Annotated in this window: 20 protein-coding genes; 8 read left to right on the top strand and 12 right to left on the bottom strand. The window is 25.2% G+C overall.

The window, feature by feature from the left end; translation table 4 throughout:
- Positions 1-365: 365 nt before the first annotated feature.
- The 3 genes from AACL22_RS05725 to AACL22_RS05715 all read left to right on the top strand — a co-directional run bounded on the left by AACL22_RS05725 (position 366) and on the right by AACL22_RS05715 (position 2187).
- Positions 366-1211 carry a hypothetical protein gene (locus AACL22_RS05725; RefSeq protein ID WP_338990309.1) on the top strand — a complete coding sequence of 282 codons (846 nt, stop codon included), beginning with the start codon at positions 366-368 and terminating at the stop codon, positions 1209-1211.
- A 7-nt stretch (positions 1212-1218) separates the two neighbouring features.
- Positions 1219-1521 (top strand): lipoprotein, encoded by a 303-nt coding sequence (locus tag AACL22_RS05720; protein WP_338990307.1) that lies wholly within the window; start codon positions 1219-1221, stop codon positions 1519-1521.
- A 516-nt stretch (positions 1522-2037) separates the two neighbouring features.
- Positions 2038-2187 (top strand): hypothetical protein, encoded by a 150-nt coding sequence (locus AACL22_RS05715; protein ID WP_338989769.1) that lies wholly within the window; start codon positions 2038-2040, stop codon positions 2185-2187.
- A gap of 295 nt (positions 2188-2482) precedes the next feature.
- Here AACL22_RS05715 and AACL22_RS05710 read toward each other — a convergent pair whose 3' ends face one another.
- From AACL22_RS05710 to AACL22_RS05655, 12 genes are all read right to left on the bottom strand, one after another.
- Positions 2483-3097 carry a hypothetical protein gene (locus tag AACL22_RS05710; protein WP_338990305.1) on the bottom strand — a complete coding sequence of 205 codons (615 nt, stop codon included), beginning with the start codon at positions 3095-3097 and terminating at the stop codon, positions 2483-2485.
- A gap of 72 nt (positions 3098-3169) precedes the next feature.
- Positions 3170-3970 carry a hypothetical protein gene (locus AACL22_RS05705; protein ID WP_338990302.1) on the bottom strand — a complete coding sequence of 267 codons (801 nt, stop codon included), beginning with the start codon at positions 3968-3970 and terminating at the stop codon, positions 3170-3172.
- On the bottom strand, positions 3970-5223 hold the full coding sequence (locus tag AACL22_RS05700; protein WP_338990300.1) for a hypothetical protein: 1254 nt from the start codon (positions 5221-5223) through the stop codon (positions 3970-3972). The genes AACL22_RS05705 and AACL22_RS05700 overlap by 1 nt, the downstream gene beginning before the upstream one ends.
- Before the next feature lie 14 nt (positions 5224-5237).
- Positions 5238-5507, bottom strand: a complete 270-nt coding sequence (locus AACL22_RS05695) for a hypothetical protein (protein ID WP_338988785.1) — start codon at positions 5505-5507, stop codon at positions 5238-5240.
- A gap of 15 nt (positions 5508-5522) precedes the next feature.
- Positions 5523-6083: a hypothetical protein gene (locus tag AACL22_RS05690; RefSeq protein WP_338988787.1), complete on the bottom strand. Its 561-nt coding sequence runs from the start codon at positions 6081-6083 to the stop codon at positions 5523-5525.
- A gap of 9 nt (positions 6084-6092) precedes the next feature.
- Entirely contained in the window at positions 6093-6458 is a 366-nt protein-coding gene (locus tag AACL22_RS05685) for a hypothetical protein (RefSeq protein ID WP_338989011.1), read from the bottom strand.
- Positions 6459-6470: 12 nt separating this feature from the next.
- Positions 6471-8006, bottom strand: a complete 1536-nt coding sequence (locus tag AACL22_RS05680) for a hypothetical protein (protein ID WP_338990298.1) — start codon at positions 8004-8006, stop codon at positions 6471-6473.
- 95 nt (positions 8007-8101) lie between these two features.
- Complete coding sequence (locus tag AACL22_RS05675) at positions 8102-9328, bottom strand: hypothetical protein (protein WP_338990296.1); 1227 nt, start codon at positions 9326-9328, stop codon at positions 8102-8104.
- A gap of 17 nt (positions 9329-9345) precedes the next feature.
- Positions 9346-9804: a hypothetical protein gene (locus AACL22_RS05670; RefSeq protein WP_338990294.1), complete on the bottom strand. Its 459-nt coding sequence runs from the start codon at positions 9802-9804 to the stop codon at positions 9346-9348.
- A gap of 11 nt (positions 9805-9815) precedes the next feature.
- On the bottom strand, positions 9816-10208 hold the full coding sequence (locus AACL22_RS05665; RefSeq protein ID WP_338990292.1) for a hypothetical protein: 393 nt from the start codon (positions 10206-10208) through the stop codon (positions 9816-9818).
- Between the two features lie 18 nt (positions 10209-10226).
- A complete protein-coding gene (locus tag AACL22_RS05660; RefSeq protein ID WP_338990291.1) occupies positions 10227-10661 on the bottom strand; it encodes a hypothetical protein in 435 nt (144 codons plus the stop codon).
- The gene (locus AACL22_RS05655; protein WP_338990290.1) at positions 10648-10917 is read right to left on the bottom strand and encodes a hypothetical protein; all 270 of its coding nucleotides are present in this window, start codon (positions 10915-10917) and stop codon (positions 10648-10650) included. Before AACL22_RS05655 ends, AACL22_RS05660 begins: the two co-directional genes overlap by 14 nt.
- A 944-nt stretch (positions 10918-11861) precedes the next feature.
- Here AACL22_RS05655 and AACL22_RS05650 point away from each other — a divergent pair.
- The 5 genes from AACL22_RS05650 to AACL22_RS05630 all read left to right on the top strand — a co-directional run bounded on the left by AACL22_RS05650 (position 11862) and on the right by AACL22_RS05630 (position 15551).
- Positions 11862-12269 (top strand): hypothetical protein, encoded by a 408-nt coding sequence (locus AACL22_RS05650; protein ID WP_338990288.1) that lies wholly within the window; start codon positions 11862-11864, stop codon positions 12267-12269.
- 443 nt (positions 12270-12712) lie between these two features.
- Entirely contained in the window at positions 12713-12850 is a 138-nt protein-coding gene (locus AACL22_RS05645; protein WP_338990286.1) for a hypothetical protein, read from the top strand.
- Between the two features lie 561 nt (positions 12851-13411).
- The gene (locus AACL22_RS05640) at positions 13412-14095 is read left to right on the top strand and encodes a hypothetical protein (protein ID WP_338990284.1); all 684 of its coding nucleotides are present in this window, start codon (positions 13412-13414) and stop codon (positions 14093-14095) included.
- A complete protein-coding gene (locus tag AACL22_RS05635; protein WP_338990282.1) occupies positions 14089-14748 on the top strand; it encodes a hypothetical protein in 660 nt (219 codons plus the stop codon). The genes AACL22_RS05640 and AACL22_RS05635 overlap by 7 nt, the downstream gene beginning before the upstream one ends.
- Before the next feature lie 17 nt (positions 14749-14765).
- On the top strand, positions 14766-15551 hold the full coding sequence (locus AACL22_RS05630) for a hypothetical protein (protein WP_338990280.1): 786 nt from the start codon (positions 14766-14768) through the stop codon (positions 15549-15551).
- Positions 15552-16011 lie beyond the last annotated feature (460 nt).

The following is a 16011-nucleotide window of genomic DNA, read 5'->3' as shown; positions in this document are numbered from 1 at the left end:
AAGTTAAAAAAGATTTTGAGGTTCTTTCAAATAAATTTGGGAACCTTTATAAAATTCTTCGCTTAACGCTTAGAATTTTTCCCAAGTATTTTGAAAAGCGCGGCAAAAGTTTTTTTAAACTTTAAGGCATTTTTCGCAAAACTTATGAAAATCCCGCGAGCCCAGATTTAGTACAATATAATCAAAATAATAACCATTATAATTCATCTCCTTTCTAAAATAGATTTAAAAGCGCTTGTATATATAATGTCAATAGATCTTGGAAAAAAGTTTCAAGATTAAAGAAAGGAAATTATACAAAATGAAAAAACTTTTAAGTTTATTAAGTGTATTAACAATTAGCGGAAGCGCTGTACCAACAACAATTGCCGCTAGTCCCTATCAAAAAAAATATTAAAAATATTGATATTAATTATCAACAAACAAATAATTTAAAAAATTTAAATAGAGTTAAAAGACAAGAAATAACATATCCAATATTAGAAGATGTGTTAATTGATTTAAGAAAAACTAGCATGAAAAAACCAATGCAATTTCAAATAGCTAATTTATGATGTGTTATTGCAATTTTAAAAAATATATTTGATAATAATATTCTTAATAATAAAGATCTTAAAGAAATGGAACAAGAAGAAATTACAAGTTTTTTTTCAGACAGCATAAATGATGAAGGTGTTTCGTTATCAGATGTAATTGAATTATTTAACACAAATCCGATAATTAAGGAAAGTTTGGGATATAATTTAAAGGAAATTGATTTAACTCGATTATTTTGAAATAGATTAAATGATATAGAAAAAAGAATGTGGATAAGACATTTAATATGGGAATCTCTTTCTAGACAAGTCCCTGTTATTTTTGGTGGTTTTTTTGATTTAGAATATTATGGCCAAATATTTAATAACGCTTCTCATTCTGCATTAATTGTTGGAATCAAGCCAAATAAAGAAAATATACTTGAAGATACTTATTATGTTAGAGATCCATGAAGAGACAGTGAAGGTGAATTTATTCTAGATCAAACTACAGAAATTTCAATGACGGGGGAACAAATTTTTAATATTTTATTTAATCAAATAGAAAACGGTAGCGTATTAATACATGAAGATGTTTTTCAATTATTTTGTGAAAAAGCTATTAGTATTTTTTCATCAATTTGAGAAATAACAGAACCAGAATTAATGGCAGCTATAGGCTATAGTATAATATAATTAAAATATGAAAAAAATATTAAGTCTTTTGGGAACAATCACTTTAATAGGAACAAGTACAGCCAGTTTAGTTGCCTGTAATACACCACAATATATCGAGGAACAATTAAATAAACTAAAAGAAAAAAATAATATAAAAACAAAAAATGGTATTTTAGAATGAATAGCATATCAAGAAAAACCATTTAATCAAGTGGATAATAAATGATATTTTGCTATATGGAAACCTAATAATTCTATTTATTGAAAAATATCAAAATTTAAACACGATACAAATAAAGGAAAAAAAATGAGGATTGAGATCCATTAAAACCATATTATATTGATCTCTTTTTATGGGTTTTTGAAACAAAAGAACAAGATTTATTAATAGATGATCAATCAGAAGGTAAAATAGAACGAATTTTTTGAAATGAAGATAAGGGACGAAATTTTAAAGCAGTTTATCGTTGAAATTTAGAAGATACTAATGTACCTAATTTAATTATTGATAAAACCGGTAATGTAAAAGTTAATGAATAATAAAAAGTCATTTTAATAAATGACTTTTTATATTTCTAATATAATTAATGATAATTTTTCATTATTTTTATTAAATAGTTGTAAATTATTAATATTAATTTGTTCTTTTTCAGTAAAAATTGTAATTTCATAATTACCATAACCTCATATACCTGATATTTCAATTTGATTTAAATTAAATAGTTTTTTATCAAAAGTTATTTTAATACTATAATCAATTAAATCTTCGATTGTACTAATTCAATCTATTTTAGAATAAAGTAATTTATATCATTCAGAAAAATAATTTAAATAGTTTTCTATTTTGTCATTAGAAACAATTAAATTAGTTAAATATTTCCCATATTCACCATCAGATAATTTAATTTCTGATGGAATAAGAGAAGGAATGTTATTTGTTTCTAATTCATTTGTTACGGATAATCAATTAAAAAAATTTGCTTCTAATCGATAAATAGGATTTTCTGAAATATCTTTGTTTTTAACACTTACTTTAATTTCATTATCTTTGTTATTATTAACATTTATTTGTTGTTTTAAATTTCAATCAATAATTTTTCCAGTACTTGAATCAATTAAAGGTTTAAGAGGTTCACCACCACCATTTCAACGATAAACTGCTTTAAAATTTCGTCCCTTATCTTCATTTCAAAAAATTCGTTCTATTTTACCTTCTGATTGATCATCTATTAATAAATCTTGTTCTTTTGTTTCAAAAACCCATAAAAAGAGATCAATATAATATGGTTTTAATGGATCTCAATCCTCATTTTTTTTCCTTTATTTGTATCGTGTTTAAATTTTGATATTTTTCAATAAATAGAATTATTAGGTTTCCATATAGCAAAATATCATTTATTATCCACTTGATTAAATGGTTTTTCTTGTGCTTTAATTTCTTTTCAATAATTTACTGTAATTGGTGGATTAGAACCAATAAAATCAAAATATAATGAATATATTTGTACTTGACAATCTGAAAAATAAAAATATCCTTCTTCTAATCTATTTGGTTTTGAAATTAGTTTAAAATAATAAGGAGCAATTAATTTAATATCATCATTATAGCCTTTATTAATTGCATACTTGCTATATGTATAATTTGATAACATATAAATAATTTGTTTAAATCTTTTGACAACATTTTCATTAAGAAATGTGGAATTATCTAATTTTCAATTTTCAAATAAACCATCAATTACATCTTCTGGTTCTTGTCCTTCAAATTTTTGGCGCAGTTCAGCCGCTTTATTGGTAGGATTACCTTTTTCATCGTATTTTGCTCCTTGAAATTTACGGTCATAATTATAACGATATGTTAAATAATTTAATAAAACTTTTTCTAAACCATTTTTATTTACCAAATCTAAAATATCTTTTCCTTGAATATAGTTTTTGGCTATACTTCATGGTAAAAAACTTTCAGTAAATCAATACTAAAATATTCTTACATTAGGGTTTGTTTCAATTGGCATTGATAGTAAAGGTACTAAACTAGCGTTTTCAACTATTGATGATGGATAAGAATAAACACCATTAACATTGCCTCAACACTTAATATTTCCAAATAACATTGATTTAGGGTATTTAATTTCAATCCCAGTAAATACTGTGTCTTCGGGTAATGATTTTTGTAATACTAAATGAATACTATTTTGGTTTTTTCATTTAAAATCAGTTATTTTAACTAAATGCATAGATTTAATAATATTAACACCATCGGGTGAATAAGGGCCTTTGTATTCTTCAATGATATAACATTCATTTTTGTTATCTTCACTAATTGGCTCATTAATAGATACTATTTTTAAGTCATAGGATTCTAAAAATTCTTTGTCTTGTTTTGAAATATCATTAATTAAAATATCTTTTTCATCAATCATAACATAACTTGTGCTATTATCTTGGACTGTGGTATTTTGTTGAATTTGTAATTTAAAGTTAAAATCACTAATTTCATAACCAGTTATTTTAATATATTCATCTTTGTCAATAAAACCTATTTTAACGCTATTTTGAGAGTAATTTAAGATTGGTTTTTGCTTTGTCTTAACAATATTATTAATTTTATAAATATATAAGGTTCTTGCACGGTCTTCAGTAAATAATTGTTCTAAGTCAGGGTTGCTGTACTGCGATTGAGCAGCAAAATCTAACGGAATACTATCGATTGAATAGTCAATTGGTTCATCATTTTCCGCTAATTGTGCTAACATTTTTTCAGATGGTTTTAACATTATTCTTGTTCTCCTTCTTCATTAGGCATATTGATAATAGTTTCGTTGTTTTTTAATTGTCTGTTTAAAGTAGCATTTACTGGTAAGCGAACATCAACAATTAACTCATCAATATTTTTAATATTGAATGTTCTACTGTTTAAAATCGCATTATCATATTTAATTAACTTAATAATGAATTCAGTTAATTTAATTTCTCTAATATATATCATTTGTTCATATGATGCGTTTGTTTGAATATTTACTCCCGCAACTTCTGCTTGTGTTTGTTGGGCTCCCTTGGCGATTGCGGGAACATGATGGCGATTTATTTTATAGTAATTAGTTAATAATCAATCATATATTTTGGTTAATTGTTCACCTTTAAAATTACCCGCAATATAATCTACTGGTTGAAAATTACTATCAGGGTCTCCTTCAACTAATAACAAGTCATTTTCAATAAATGAAGCTAGCATTTTACTAATTTCTTGGTCAACTACACCAGTCACGCCGTTAGTATTAATAGTAAATTTACCACTATTTAATAATGGATCTAACATTATCTTTTCAGCAATAATATCTAAAATACTAGCAAATTGTTTACCATAACGAGCAGAAGGCTCAAAATTAGGGTTATTAGGAATAATTTGAATTAAAATAAAATTAAGTGGTAATATTTCTTCTCTTTGTAAAGTTGTATAGTTATTTCATTTAGCATCATCAATATATAAGTCGGTAATAGTACTATATAATCGTGTTTTTAACTTTCTAATAACTTTAACTTGTTTAGTTACAGCATCAATCTCTAATTTTTCAGTAATAAAAATACTCTGGTCATTTTTAATATAAGAGTCATAATCAAAAGTACAAGATACTAAATTACCTAATTCATCATATTGGTCATTGTAAAAATTAATAGTAATAAAATTAAGTTTTGAATTATTAACAAAAATAAAGTATGCACCCCTACCATTCTTATTAATTTTATATTCGTTATATCAATTTTTATTAGTAAAGTCTTGCATCTTTAAAAAGTTATTAATTAATTTAGTATCTAATTGTTGATTAGTAAGTGGATTATAAATGCTAATTTCTAAATCTCGTGGATTTAAAAAATTAGCATTATCTTCACAAATTCTTTTTTTTAAAATCTCATTATGTTTTTGAACAGTAACATTTTTACGATTAGTAATAGTTGATGCTAAATTAAGATAATAACTATCAATATCATAATCTTTTTTTATTTTCTTTTTTGCTGGTAACAATCCCATTTATAACTTCCCCTTTATTTTGTTTCTTCTTTTTTAATAACATCTTCAATACTATCTTCTTTTTGTTTTTTGTTATGTGTTTTGATAAATCTAATTGTTTCAATAATCAAAACTATAATTCCAGCTCCGATAAGCATTGCTGAAACAATAACATATGCCGGTCAAGAAATACCTAATGTTTTTTCTCCTATAAAACAAATAATAATTCCTGCGATAAAAAACAATGATGAAACTCCAAAGATTTTCAAAAACATAATTACATCTTTAATATTTACTTTTGACATAATAACATCTCCTTTCTAATTTACCTTTTTTCTTTCAATAAACACAAATCCCAAAGGTCTAAATGTTGCTGGACCATTAACTCCAATATTAATCAATCCATCAGGATTAATAGATAATGCTAAACATGCACTATTAACACCTATTTGATCATATATAACACCTATTGTTTGTCTAAAACTATGCCTTGTTTGCAACATCCCTTGACTTTTTAAATCTCCTTTGATATTTTTTCCTGAGGCTCAAATTCTATAAATATAATTTTCTTTATCAAAATTAGGAATAGTATATCCTTTTTGTCCAACTTTAAAATCACTAGTATCAACAATTTCTCAATCTGGAACTTTTGGTATAACAATTGATTTTTTTAATTCATCTAAAATTTCTTCTTTTATTTTTGCAAGTTTTTCATCTTTAATTTTTTCTATAACAAGTTTATCTAATAAAGCATCAACTTCTAATTGAGTATAATATGCTTCTAAATCAATCATTGTTAAATCAATACCTTCTTCTTGAAAAGTACGAAACATTTTCTTTAAAGTTGTTAAATTAGCCAATGATTTTGCATAGGTAGGCAATAGACCTTGTTAAGTAATCATAGGGTCATTTTGCGATGAATAATTAATATCACCAACACTCATATTTGCCGAAGTAAAAAATTCAATTGGAATGCGGTTAAATGTTCAATGCTCAATGGTAATAAACACCATATTAATACAAATTTTCTTTAATAATGGATCTTTAAATGTTTCAAACTTTAGTTTTGAAAATGGATAGTTTAAGTAAGAATTAATCATATTTTGGGCTCTTAAAGCAAATGTTTTAAATCATAATTCTACATCACCTTTAAAGAACTTATTATAACGAACTGGAACTTGTGTAATTTTACCTGTCATTGGAATAAAATTATTATAATTTTCCAAAGTAACATTTTGTCATAATTCATTTAACATTTAATCATCTCCTTATCATTTACTTTTTTTAAAATATATTTTCTTTAATATAAATTTTTTACTATTTAGTAATGTTTTTGTTTTAATTGTTTTGTTTAAATCTTGTTTTGTTCTGAGTTGTTTATATGCTTGAAATACTAGTCCATTACCTAACAAACTAGTAACCGCACTATCTTCTAGCGTATTTAACAATTTATATTTATTAAAGTTATTTTTAAATTGTTCTTGCATTTTTAATATCTTAGCAATTGTCCGATATATTTTAAAACTATCTTTTACTACTTGCTGATAAACAAGTGGGGCAAAAGAAACTAAATTAAACAAACTTGTTTTTTTAAATCCCCAACCAATAAACCACTCACTGTTCATATAGAATTTAAACGGTTCAGGAGCCAAAACAAACTGTTCTGCTTTGATTAAAGTTGTCATAACGACAATAGGGACATATTTAGGATTTTTATAATATATTGTTAAAGCAACTTCTCCCGCAACTGATAATGGAACAATTTTTACTGCTAAAAAAACATCAGAACCATAAGCAAAGGGTAATAATTGGCCTTTTTTAATAGCTTTAGTTTCAAATTTAGAGAATATTTTTTTAGTTTTATCAGTAATTTTATTAATTACTTTTTGTTTAATTGTAATTATTTGTTTTTCAATTGGGACTAATAATTTTTTAGTTACTTTTTGAATATAAAAATTTGGGTTTAAATGATTTAAAATTTTATTTAATTTAATTGGTGTTTGGTAAAAAATATTTAATAATTTATTATTATATATTTTACTGCTCCGCATTAAATTAGCATTTAATAGTAGATTTTTACCAACACCTTTTTTATGAAGATTAGTCATAATGTTATATCACTCATTAGTATTAATTTTGCTTATTTTATCAATATTTAATCCATATTCATATAACAATTTATTAGCATTTTTTTCATTTACGCGCGGTATTTTTTGAACTAATGTAGGGCTTATTTTTTGAATATTTTTCTCAATTTTTAATAAATTATTAATTGTTTCTAAATTAGAAACTTTAAAACCTTTATAAAAATCATTTCGGGCCAATTTACCAAATGTATATAATAAAGTTTCATTATTAGCTTGTTTTGTAAAATCAAATATTAATTTATCAGATAAAATCTTTTTACCTGTAACTTGTCTTACAACATCTTCTAAATTATTAGCAGTTATTACACCTAATTTTTCAAGTAGTTTAGTTTCTTTCGCTAATTTTAAAATTTTAGTTGTTCGAGCAGCACGCGTTAATTTTTCAATACCACCAATTGCTGGTAGCAAATTTAAGGCAGTACTTTTTACTGTCACTTCTGATGTTAATTTATCGTATATTTGATTTACGGCAAAATCGGTTGCTGTTTCTACTCCAAATGAGATAAATGCTGCGGCAAAATTAAATAATCCCGCACCAAGTCCAACAGCCGAAGCAATACCACCAGTTAAAACTGATAAACCAAGTGCTAAAACTTGAATTCCTAAAAATTCTAATAACTGTAAACCAAAATTTTTTTCTTGTTGTTGGATTGACAATCTAGTTGGATTTTTTTAACAGCATAAATAAGAGCTGTTTTAGATGTTCTAATTGGCATATCTATCAAACGAAAAAGTACTATTTTTTAGTACTATTAAGAATTTTTAATTTTAACATCAATCGGATTTGTTTGACCAGTAGCGTTGTTTTTACCTTCAATTTGAACTTCAACAGTTTTATCATTTGTAATATTAATTGGTCAGTCTTCACCTTTACTTTCAATAAAGTAATCAAAATCACTTTCAGTTAAAGAACTATTTACTGCTTTTACTGCTTTTAAAACAACATCTTTAAATTGTGATTTTAACTGTTCGGCTGTTGCTTTTGTTGGGTCTGTAACATGAATATTTGGTTTATCTATTTTATTAATTTTACTAATATCAATTTTTGAAACAATATGTTTAATAATTCCCTTAGGTTCAACTACTGCCCCACCTAAATATAAAACTCTTTCCATAATCAAAGTATTACCCATACCAGTACCCAATGCAGCTGCACCAACTCTTAATGGAGTATGGTCTTTTTTGCGTAAGATAAGAGGGTCATATTTTTTACTAAATTTAAAGGCAATTGCATTAACACCATCTGGTAATAGAGTAATTGTTCCTTCTGAACCATCTTTATTAATAATTGGTAATTTTTTAGGAACCATATAGTATGTTGTTCCTTCAACAGTTTTCATTGCTCCGCTTGTTTCAATTACATTGTTTATTTGGTCATTTGCTCCAAGTTGTAACTGTAATTTATTACGAATTCCACGAATAAAATCAGCCGAACCCAAGACAACTGTTTCTGATGGGGTAAATCCATTTTCATATATTTTATCCATAATTTCATCGTGAATTTGTAAAGCATTAGTATCATCTGCTTTTTGGCCTTGAATGGTTGTAACTACTCCTTTATTAATAATTTCTAAAATTTTATTACGTTTATAAACAACCTCAGTATCCATTGCTTGTTCAATATCAGCAGCCCAAAGATTAGGGTTAAAATCACTTTCTACAGGGTCTAATTTACGAGCAAAAGTTAAAATTGTATCTAATTCAACAATTCCATCATCAAATTCTACTTCTGAATAATTTAATAATTTATCATCAGTATCAAATACTTTCCCATCTTTACCAGAACCTTCATTATATTTAATATTTTTCTTTCTTTTATATGCTAAACTAAATTTACTTGCATCTTTTCATGCAAATAATGCTTCTCAACTAAATTTTTGTTGATAAGTTTGTAAATATCATTGTTCAAATGTTTCTCGATCTCGTTTTGTTGCTTGATTAGCAATATCTCCGAAAATTCTTTGTGGGTTTTGTGCCATAATTTACTTCCTTCTTTCTATTTATTAAATACATTGTCTGTATCTAAAATATTGTTTTCTTTGTTTTCTACTTTTGGTACGCCACCAGTATTAACTGTTTGTACCTTAATTAATTCATCATAAACACTTTGCAATTGTGTTTTAATGATTTCAATATCATCAGTAATATCATAAGACTTTAATAAAACATTTTTAAATTCTTCATTATCAGTTAAAGAATTAATAAAGTCAATTACTTCAATTTGTTTTAATTGAATTGTTTGTTGTTCAATTTGTGAAGTTAATTCAGTATTTTTTGTTTGTAGTTCGTTGATTTGCTGATTACTATTTTCTAAATTAATTGCATTAAATTCTTCAACTTCAGCAGTATTTTCTAAAATAATTTCAGCAGTTTTAATATCTAAACTACCATCTTCATTTTTAATAGGTTCACTATTTTCATTAATAAGAACATATTTTACATTTTTTAATGCCATTGTTTTTCCTCCTATTTTTTAATATTTGTATTTGTTCTTTTTCTAATCGCTTTTTGTATAATTTCAAAACTGTCTACTCTAAAAGATAAAAAATAGCGTTTAGTTTTTATATTTAACTGATTAAATACTGAGCCTTTAATTTTTATCTCATCATCTTTTTTTAATTTCAAAAACTCAGTTAAAATAGATGGGTTATATATTGATAATGTTGAGTAATTTAATCCTTCTCACTGACATTTAGCCGAACAAGCATCAACTTCAACACCACCAGCAACCAGTGCCTTAATCTTAGTTTTAATCGGATTTTCATGTAATCTAACAGTTAATTCTAACTTATTAACTTTTTTTATTTTAGGTTTATTAGTTATTGATTTTTTAGGTAAATTACTTTTTGTTTGTGCCATTTTTTTCAACTCCTTTTGCTAAAAATACTGTAAATGTTTTCAAACATCGTGTTCGTGCTCTGACATTTTAATATTTCCTTTATAAATATAATTTTTCTTAATGACTGGTGATTGTAAAATATATTTTAAATTAAATAGATATTTGCATAAAACTTTTAAACCACCAATAAATTTAGGAGTAGATAATGGATTTTTTATTTTTAAACCCTTATGAAGTTGATAATCTTCAATTATTACAATAACTTTATTTAAATAAGAACAAATTTTATTTTTAAACTCATTTAATATTAAATACATATTATTTATTGCTTCTTCTTTATTTTTGGAATTAAAAGTAATATTATTAATTATTTTCTTTTGCAAAACATTATAAATAATAATACCAGTTTGTCCAATTCCAGCAGGGTCAATTGCAATAATATATTTTAATTTATTTGTTTTATTTTTTTTCAATTTGTAATATTTTTCATCCATCGGATGCTAAATCTAAAATATCGTTAATTTTATAATATTGCATATATGAAACAATAACATCTCACTTGTTTTTAAATAAATTTAAGTACATTTTGGCTCATTCTAAACATTGCAAATCATAATGCTTTTTATGATGTGAAATACGACAATTAATAGGTTGACAATTAACTCAATCAAATGATGTTGTTATTTCATTTCAAGTTTTATTAATATATTTACTTTTATATTCTGTCATTTATCTATACTCCTTAATTCTTTTTATTTGTTGCTCAAATTTCATCATTAATATCATTTACTGTTACCAGATAAGCTCGTATCATTAATTCTTGTAATTTATTTTTAATTTTTTTATTTCATTTTTTCATCAAATATTTTCCTTTCTGTAAAAAAAACATAATATTCCTCTATTGGTTAATATTTTGATATTTAGTAAATAATTTATTTTAATATTTAATTACTTCGCCGCCCGCTCCACTTTGAAGGTGAGCGGGGGCGGATAGGATATTTTGATAGAGTTTACCCCCATACGGAAATAAAAAAACAGTTTACCCAGTTATTAATTACGCTTCATCCATCCCTACACAACTTTATATAAAGAAAATAACCTTTTGGAGTTCCAACCCTCTTGTTTTTTTAGTGTCCGATATTGTTTTTTTTCGGTTTAACAGCACTTTTTATGAAAACAAGCCAAAAAACACATGCTCTGACATTTCGCAAGTGATTAATCTTGCCGAGAATTAAAGAAATAAATAGGAGTAGTAAATCCAATCGCTTTCACACTTTCTTTAAGGCTTCGCGCCATAGATGAGTTATCCATCTTTAAGCATCAAAAAATATTAAGTTTTAAAGATTGAATTTTGGATTAATCGTTAGATAGTATCTTTTTTTATCTCATTATCTTTTTTAATTCTTTGTTTATTAAATATATTTTTTAGTAATTATATTTAACAATTAACTAACAACTAAATAAAACAATTATTCAAAATTTTTTAAGAAAAGAAAGGATGGATTTTTCTGAAAAAACATATTTTATTAAGTGTAAAAGATACTATCTAACGATTAATCCAATAAATATAAGTATTTTTTACAAAATAAAAAGCACTTTATTCTTTTTCAATAAAGTGCTACATTTGCATTTACAATTTACACTATAAATAAACGAAGCAGGAGAACTACGCGATGTACATCAATCCATTCAAAAGAATGAAAAATATGAAATTAAATACTGATGAAACAAATACAATAAATATGAAAAGTAATGGCCGAAATATAAATTTATTACAAGGTAACAATGAAGATGGGGAACTGACAGGAGACTTTTTAAAGAATAGTAATCATAATATTAAAACTGATGAACTTAAGATTGATGGAATTACATTATCAAGTTTTGAAATTATTCGTGATTTAATGAAAATTTTTAAAGAAAAAAATAACGAAATGCAATTTTTCTTAACAGTTATGGATAAAGAAAATTGTGATTCAATGTCTGAAATTGCTACTTCTTTTTTTTCAATGCCGCTTGTTAATATTGATTTATTACGTATTGAATTATATGCTTCACCATTTTTTTACTTAAAAAAATATTAAGGGACTACCAAAAGTTAGTTTAGAGGATAAAAAAGTTTTATGAGATCGTGTTAAATTATTTGCACGAACTTTAAAACAAAGTGAATCATTAGAACAAGTTAATGATTCTAATTCAATTGTAATTTTTAATGAGTTAGAATTTGATGATCCATTAGAGTATATTAGAAGAGAATTTGAAGAAATTTTACGTGCTTATGACATCAAAGAAAATATTGTAGTAATTTTTAATAATATTGATTTAGTGGGATATGTTAAATTTAAACAAATATTTAGCTTAGTACAAGCTATTTTTAAAGGAACTTTACAGTTTAAATTTATTGCTGGATTAAATCCACTTTTAATTGAAACTTATGTTAAACAGATGTATGGCAATTATGCAACAGACCAATTGGTTGCGCATGAAGTTAGTGCTTATAACAAACGATATATTATTAAAAATGATAATGTCGTTACTAAAAAACCAACAAAAAAAAGCAGTTGATTCTTATCATCCAATGTCAGATTTTGCTTCTGTTGAAACAAAAGATGAGGATGATGAAACAATTGGCTTTGATTATTGAGCTATGCGCGGTGGAAAGTAGATAGAGGAGGATAATTAAAATGTTTGTGTTTTTAGTAACATTAGGGTGAAGTATAATTATAATTGGAGCGATAGTTCAAATTTTTACTGCTATTTTAAACTTTTTGGTAATACAATCTGTTGCGCTTCCATCAATTTTAAATTTAATGAATGATATTTTTCAAACATCAATTTTTAAACAAGAACAAATTTTAAGTTATTTGACAGGAGATATTTGAGGATACACAATTATTGCTTTAACAATTTTTGTTGCATTATTAGTTATTACACTAGTATCAGTTCAACTGCATCGTGTTAAAAAAGGACAATTAATTGCAAAACCATATATTAAAATAATATTTGTTACATTAATTATTGCAGCATTAATTTATGGAAAAGTAGCAGTATTAATATTAGCAGCATTAATGTTTATTGGTTTATTGTTTATTGAATCATCATTATTTGATGTTGAGTCTTTACAAAATTTTGTTGAAGAACGAAATATGATTGTTATTTACCACCAAGATAAAAAACTTGAAAGAGAGGTAAAAAAAAAGAAGGAAAGTATCATGGAAGCGCAACTTTGGGAGTTGACGCGACTATCGCAGGGATTGGAGAAACCGAAAGAGATTTCAAAAACAATGATTACGCAAAAGAGGATGATAGTAAAAAGTTATCTTATCAAAAATCAAATTCGATTTTTTCATCAAATGAACTAAATAATTTATTTAATTCTAATAAAAATGATGTTGATGAACATAAATTAGCAAATTTAATTAATGATATGACACAAACTATGACAAATCCGCAGAAACCAGCGGTTTTTGAAACAAAATCAAATACAACGGAAACTGATTTAAAACAAAGTAAATCAAAAGAATTATCAAAACCACCAGTTGTTAATGAAGTTAAGCAACAAGAAAAATCAAACTTGGAATCAGACCAATTAGAAGATCAAAATTCAGCAAATGATGCTTCACAAAATGAACGAGTTGAGGAAATTCCTGCTCCATTCTTAGATGTAAAACCAAATGCTGATTATAAGTTTAATGCTGATATTAAAAGTTTTGCTGATAAAACAAGCGCTGTAAACGAAAATGCTGTTTTTAATGCAGCAGAAGATGAAAAACCAAATTTTTCTTTTTTAGATGATGAATTTTTGAATTCATCATGAATATCAGAGAAAACAATGACAAGAAAACAAAAAAACTTTATAATAAATGAAGTGAAATGCATCAACAAGCACTTAATATTAAACAAATGGTAGAAGAAGAAGTAGAAATAGCAGAAGTAAAACCTAAATTCATTAAAAAGAAAGCTAAAATTTATAATGTTCTTGCTAAACAAGCAAATGGATTAGTAAGAAAATTAAAGTTAGAACCAGAGCATGAATTAAAATTAATGCGTATTGCTGAAATATTTAGTAATAATTCACAAGCCACAGTTGATTTTCTTAATGATCAAATTTTAGCAACAGATAATAATGTAATTGATAATGTTTTGAATGACAACATTAATGAATCATCAGAAAATATTAATTTAGAAATTAATACTTTTAATAATGTTGTAAATAATGGTAAAACAAAAAAAGAGATAGAAATTATGAATAACAATATTAAACTAGCAAACCAAGAATCACAACGGACAGGAATTATATTTATTCCATCTGATCATAATATTGATAAATTAAAAGGAGAATTATTACCTGATATTAAAACATCAGATGATGAAGAAACAAAAACAGATAATGTACCAGATAATTATGATTACCCTTTTGCTGAACTAGCCGGGGTAGATGATTCACAAGTTGGGATCTTGATGAAATTGATTCAGTTGCAAATGAAGATAATTATGATGATGAAATACAATCTTCTGAAAACAATGAGCTTTCAGACCTATCAGTTGAACAACAAACAGTAGAACAAATAGAAAATAATATGGCAACGCTAGTTGAAGATGAAATCTTAAGAACTAATGAAGTAAAACCCAAGCATGAGGTAAAAAATGATGCAATTAATTTAGAATTAACTCCTGAACCACTAGATACAACAGAACCAAACAATGTGGGAGCAGATATGTTTAATATCTCAATGAATGAAAAACAAAATACTATTTTAACAGAAACAGAAGATAGTGTACCTGCAGAAATATTTACAACAGATGTTAAAAGAACAAATCAATTAGAAGTTAACGCAGATGAATTAAATAAGAATAAAATAGAAGATCATCAAGGTCATTTATTACATGATGTTGTTACAAATGAAACAAATAAATCGTTGCAACCAGAAATTCGACCAATTTTAAAAGACGAAGTATCGTATAGTTTAGATGAATTAGATGATAAAATTATGAATGGTGATTTTTCAAATTTAGATGATGAAGTAATTGAATACTTTAATCAGGAAAAGCCAGAACCAATTAAGGAAACACCATTTGTAGAAGAACCACCATTACAACAAGTTATTTCAAATGATTTTGAATATCGTTTTGAAAAAAATGAAGAATTAATTAAGGATTCAATTAACTTACATACAACACACACAAAAACATTAGGAAAAGTGCAAAATTACTTAAAAAATTTAACTTTAAAAGTTGAATCGTTAGAGGCAAAATCTGCTGATTTTGCAAAAAAAATAACGATGTTGAAACTAAAAAATATATTAAGCATCACGGTGTTGTACCAATTGATCAGTTTTATCCTCAAATTAGTGATATTAACTTAGTATCAACACGTTATAATTTATATAATAAAAAAGGTTATTCTAACACATATGGTGTTGCTAACTCAAGTGAAAGTTCATATGGTTTGGGCAATTATTATCGAACTAAAAATAGTAATTCATCTTAAGAAGAAATAAGGGCAAATAATAATCAATTTGCTGATTATAATCATCTTAATTTACATAATATTTCTAAATATACTAAACAAGATATTCCATTTGAAACAAATTGTCCATTTTGTAAAAAGAATAACAAATAAAAATTATTATTTTATTGGTTAATATTATAAATAAATTTATTAAAAAAGTTAAATTTAGGTTGATTAAATTTAACTTTTTTTATTTAAAAAGTAGTTTTTTTCTTTTCATTTGTTTAAAAATATGTTAAAAATAAATTGGCAATGAAATATTACATTGTTAGGGCATTAAACATAGTAATTTAATTATGAAAGGAAATATTCAA

Origin of the sequence: Spiroplasma endosymbiont of Seladonia tumulorum (assembly GCF_964020235.1) — a bacterium.
In the GTDB taxonomy this organism is placed as follows: Bacteria; Bacillota_I; Bacilli_A; order Mycoplasmatales; family Mycoplasmataceae; genus Spiroplasma.
Note: the sequence above shows the minus strand (reverse complement) of the source record. Positions and strands in the feature narration are given on the sequence as shown.